This window comes from Arenibacter certesii DSM 19833 (assembly GCF_000429545.1).
GTDB lineage: Bacteria > Bacteroidota > Bacteroidia > Flavobacteriales > Flavobacteriaceae > Arenibacter > Arenibacter certesii.
In genome coordinates, this window is sequence record NZ_AUCB01000071.1 from 1 (window position 1) to 5,479 (window position 5,479).

Annotated in this window: 4 protein-coding genes; all 4 read right to left on the minus strand. The window is 37.4% G+C overall.

The genetic code is table 11. The annotated features are described in order from the left end of the window. Nucleotides 1-220: ISAon1 family transposase N-terminal region protein (locus tag G466_RS0118740; protein ID WP_026814991.1), on the minus strand; the 220-nt coding region annotated here is incomplete at its 3' end. A 171-nt stretch (nucleotides 221-391) separates the two neighbouring features. After that, on the minus strand, nucleotides 392-2,512 hold the full coding sequence (locus G466_RS0118745; protein WP_026814992.1) for a right-handed parallel beta-helix repeat-containing protein: 2,121 nt from the start codon (nucleotides 2,510-2,512) through the stop codon (nucleotides 392-394). Between the two features lie 46 nt (nucleotides 2,513-2,558). Beyond that, complete coding sequence (locus G466_RS22740) at nucleotides 2,559-3,443, minus strand: alkaline phosphatase family protein (RefSeq protein ID WP_051315782.1); 885 nt, start codon at nucleotides 3,441-3,443, stop codon at nucleotides 2,559-2,561. A 200-nt stretch (nucleotides 3,444-3,643) separates the two neighbouring features. Then, nucleotides 3,644-5,479 (minus strand): tetratricopeptide repeat protein (locus G466_RS24170; RefSeq protein ID WP_026814993.1); only part of this gene is annotated, 1,836 nt, incomplete at its 5' end.

Sequence of the window (5,479 nt, forward strand, 5' to 3'; positions counted from 1 at the left end):
GAAAGACTGATTTTCCCCGTAATGGGAAATCCTGGACGACGATCTCCTTATGAAAGCCATGGCCTATTAAAATGCGGTGTTTTTCCTCTTTAGGGCTATCCTCTTTTTCTTCAAAATATAAATGAAGGGTACCCTCTTCTGTTTTATGGGAGACAAGATTAAAGTGGGTTATTAAAAGTTCCGGCAGTATAAGCTTTAATAGGTCGATAGATAATTCCAATGCTGTTCGTTTTACTGCAAATATCGAACTCCTATTTCAATTCACACACAACTTTTGAGCTTGATCCATCATTTCGTGTTTCTTACACCTCTGAAAACCATTCGACAACGATTACCTTTAAATGAAATGCAGTCTATCTCTAGTTATGCCAAATTTCATTCAGGTGATCTATTATCTTTCGATGTCCGATGTTGCGTACCTCCCTATCTTATTAAAGGGAATCTTTTTTAAACTAGGGATTTTTTTTAACAAAACTGAATTTTCCTTTAAGGAAAAACTCTTACTACCATAGTTTTTAAAACCCGGATCCTCATTAGTTTCCCAATTGCTTTTCTTGAATTCCAACCACTCCTTTTTTCCATCTAAAAGTTTATCGATTTTATAAAAAATATTGCTATCTACTAGATTCCCTTTTGGGATTCCATCATTTGGCCAATAAGTAGCTAATTCCGGATATTGATTACTATATGGTGGATTTTGGAAATTAACGGCTTCCAACCTCTTTTCGACTATCCCGCCTTTATCCAAAATTGCCTTAGACCAGTTTTGCAAACGGTTATCAACGTGTATACCATATTGGGTTTCCATAAAGATATTATTTGTATATATATTGTCTGACCCACCACCTAACAGCACATTCCATTTCCCAGCTTTATAAAACACATTACTGTCCACGATTAACCCACAAGCACCATCATCGTTGTAGATTGCACAAGTAGAAAAACGATCTGGTATGTTCTCAAAATAATTATATCTAATCACGGTCCCTCTTTCCGATGGATCTCTACCATAATAAAATGCACCTTGATCATCCGCATCAAGAACAACATCATGTATATAATTATACTCCAATAAATGGTTATTACCGTGCATTAACACCGCCATACTTGGGGTGTTGTATATTTCACAATGAATAATTTTATTCCCAACTCCTGTTAAATGAACTGCTGGACGGTAGGATTTTTCTATCCGGTTTAAATCGTGAAAAACCGAATTTTCAATACTATTATTCCCTGGCTCAAGCGTCTCTCTGTTACCACCACCAAGTGAAACTCCGCCCGCTCCAAGTTGATAAAATTCGCAATTAATAATTCTATTGTTTTTACCACCCTCCCTATTAAAAGTAGTATTTGCGTATAGGTGTTGCTGCAAACTGCCTACTATTCCTGATTTGGCTATACCAATTCCCTCATGTCTATAATCGGGAAATGGTTCTATACCCTTGCCAACAGTAATTCCTAAACTCCCAAGGTTCGAAAAGCTACAATCTTTGATAACTACGTTTTCTGTGTTGGACATTGCAATACCCATCCCCCTAGAATATTCAAAATCTATTCCTTCTATAGTAACATTTGAAACATTTTCCAATTGTACGAACGGGTCTTCCAGCATAGAAAACTGAATAGATTCAATTTCCTTTTCTGATGAAATAAAATATAAAACTCCTTTTTTGGCATCAATATAAAACTCCCCATCCTCATCTAACTCTTCCAAAACATTAAATGCATACCATCGTCTAAAATGCGCACCACTATCAAAACCATATAACGTTGGATGTGCGGTAGTGATAGTTTTATTCTCAGCATCAATTTTGTCGATCCGTACGGCATCATCAGCATAACCCCATTTAAAATATCCTGAAAGCCATATTTCACTTGGGTTTGCCCAACTTGATATTCTATCGGAGTCGTATTTAAAAACACCTCCCCTTTTCGTGAAATCATCATTTCTAGGAACTGCTCCCTGATCTAGCACCTTGCCCATTGGAACCATATCATTATTTGGCCAACGGGATAAATGCAATGGCCTTCCATTGATGAATATTTCCCCCCAGGAAGGCCCAAATGGACGAGCAAAGCCCACGTTTCTTATATGTCCGTAGTTGATAATTCCTAGGCTTTTAAGGTCTATTTTATAGGCGTTTCTTTTACTCACAAATGCCGTCTCTGGTAGGGTTACTTTTTGAAGTTGAGAAACAGGTATTGAAACACCTCCAGTAAAAACGACCTCTTCATCAGCATATGCCCTTAAGGTTAAATTAGAAAAGTGTTTATCCAAAATAATTGTATTATCGACTGAATACCTGCCTTTTCTAAAATAAATCGTATGGTTACTCTCACCTCTATCTTTTAATCCATTAACGATCTGTAATGCTTTATTTATGGATTTTAATGGAGCATTTATTGAACCATCTGCTTTATCATTACCATTAGGTGCTATAAATATATCTTGAGCAATGGTGAAATTGGAAAGCAGCCATATGCTCATAACAATAATTAATCTATTCTTCATGAAATATATTTCAATCCTTATTTATCTGATTTTGGTGAAAGATCCCCTATTTTAACCCTGAAGGTTTACCATCTAGCTTCCATTCCTCCTTAATATCAATCTCTAAATGCTTTAAGGCAGTAACAGCGACGTCTACCACATTTACCTCTTTTAATATTTCACCTTGAGTTACTTCTTTACCAGATGCTATATAAAAAATAGTGGTATGTTCTGGTGTATCCTTTCCATGTCCTTTTCCGCTTCCTCCATGATCCGTAGATACCAATATAAGCCAATTTTCCTTTTCATAATCCTTTCGCTTTTTCAAAGCCTTTATTATTTCCCCAACCTTCTTGTCCGTTTTCTCAATAGCACTAATATATTTTTTATTCTCCAATGCATACCCGTATTTATGACCTGCATGGTCTACATTGTCCAAATGAAGAAAAAGAACATCTACATCTGTATTTTTCAAGGTCCTAACTACCTGTTTTGTTACCGCTGCATCCGTCTTTCTATGTACGGCTTCCACTGCATCGTTTTCTTGTAGAATATTATGTACAGGCTTCCAGTTGGCAATAGAGTACGTTTTTAAATTGGGCTTTTGCTCCCTTGCCCTTCTAAAGAAGTGCGGATATTCCTTGACATTCGGATTTTCATACGAATTGGAATAAACTTTATGTTTTTCTTTCCAAACACCAGTTAACATACTGGTCCAGCACACCCCGCTCCAACTCAAAGGGTCTGTCTTTGCTCTAAAAGAGTAAGCCCCATTTTGCCAAAGACCGTCAAGGTTGGGAGTATCTGCCGTTAAGAGGGCATCTGGACGGGTGCCATCAATACCTATGATCAAAACCTTATTCTGAGCTTGTATCTTTAAATGCCCTATTAGTAAAAATGTACACAATACTCCTAATCGGAAAATATTACTACTTCTAAAACTTCCTCTCATTTCTATTTAAATTTATATTATTAACATTTTAATTTAATTTCTCTAGATTCCATTTATTTACTATAAATGTAGATGAATAAACGGTTACATATTAATACCTGTTCCATAATGAATTAAACGTCTTTCTAGACATTATACTTTTAAATAAAGAGGCACTTATAAACACTTAATCAATAATCTTATTTATAGTGCTTCTCGTATTATTTTATATTCAACAATGAGTCAACAATACTTAATGTCAGCTTAAACTCCTCATCAACGAATTTGGTGTCATAGGCATGTACCTTTTCATTTGAACTAAGTATAGCTTTCTTTACAGCTTCATGGTCGGCATCCTTATATCGGGTAATGGCCCATTCTACATATTGGTTATTATTTATTGCTCCCAAGTTTTTTTCCAAAAGATTTTGAAGTTGTACTTCTTTGCTAAATCTATCTAAAACCATCAACTGCAAGTACAATTTTGAGCTTTCATTTAGGTAATCCGGAGTTTGATGTGCAATAATCCTGTTGAAATACTTTTCAGCTTCTTCCTGCTCCCCTTTCTTCTCATAGGCCAAGGCTAAAAGATAATTATCTAATCGCTCGTCCACATCGTAATGTTTCCCTACCCCTAGGTTTTTAGGCCAAAATTTGGCTTTCTTTGCGTAAAAAATAGCCTCATCGTAGTCCCTGGCCATCAAAGCCTGCATGGCTAAGCGCACACAGGTCTCATGGTAGACCGTCCTCCCTTCCGTTGCCCCTTCAAAAGGCAGTACATTAAAGTTCTCAAGAAAATCAAGACCAGCCTTATACTCCTTTAATTCCAAAAGTATTTTTGCATAACGCATTCCCAATACCGCCTTCTCGGGATATTTGGACAAGGCCTTTTTTGTCAGTTTTTTAGCAGCCTTCCATTGATCCGTTTCCATATAATACTCTATCCATGCAAGCTGTACCCGCCAATTATCCTTATCTAAATCAACAGCACGCTCAAGGGCTTCAAGTCTAGTAGCTGCACTTTCAGGATACAATTTGATCTTAGCCAAATAAAAAGGAACAAAATCCGGTTCATTACCACATTCCATAAACAGTTCCTTGGCCACTTCTATGTTTCCCTTGCTCCATTGCTGTAATGCTAGGTAATATTTTAATTTCCAATGACTGTTATTTTTTAAGAAGCTCCTTAATACCTTACCAGTCTCAGTTCTATGGGGAAATACCATATTCGCATCCATTGCTAGCGCACCTTCCAATAGGTTTTGCTGATCTTCGTTGCCCAAGTGAGCAATGAACAAGGCAGTAATAGGATGTTGGGGCGACATCTTAAGTATTTGTACTGCCTCCTTCTCTGCCCCGTATTCGATGTACTGCAATGCTACCTCTAAATAGGACTCGAAAGCCAATTCGTTGGTGATCTTGGCCTGAACCTCTTTTTGTGTGAAGACTCCCAAAAAGAAATTTTCGAAAACATAGAATAAATTGGTGGCATCGTTCTCGTAGATTTTGGCTAGTACCTTATTCCCTTTTTCCTCATTGCCCATTTTCCGGAACAGTATTGCCCGAAGTTCCAATGCGGAAATAGCATTGGCGTTATACATTAACGCCTTATTTGCATACTCCAACGCTTTAGCATATAGCCCTTCTTTCATTAAAAGTTTTGCCAACTCGGTATAGGAGGCCGTGCGCATCCCCACGGATTGTGTGGCAATAGAAAATCCGCTTTTGGCATCGGCATGGTTGCCCAAAGACAAATTGGCAAGTCCGTATAGGTAATTCGCCAGACCGTCATAGGTATCTACTGCCAAGGCTTTTTTAGAGAATTCCAAGGCCTTTTCCCAATTTTCCAATCGGTAGTAACTCAGCCCTAATCTGTTTAAGGTAGGGACATGGGTAGCTTCTTTTTCAAAGCTTTTCAAATAAGTTTCATGGGCTTCAGTATACCTTCGTTGTTTTTCAAGTTCCAATCCTTTTACATACAGTCCATAGGCAGAATTCCAATCGAATGCTGTTTCTGGCTCATAAGGACGATCTAGAAGAGTTGAAGTTTCATCGGA

Excerpts from the sequence above, each read along its gene's own strand:
- G466_RS0118745 (WP_026814992.1), bottom strand. The coding sequence starts at position 2,512 with ATGAAGAATAGATTAATTATTGTTATGAGCATATGGCTGCTTTCCAAT.
- G466_RS22740 (WP_051315782.1), bottom strand. The coding sequence starts at position 3,443 with ATGAGAGGAAGTTTTAGAAGTAGTAATATTTTCCGATTAGGAGTATTG.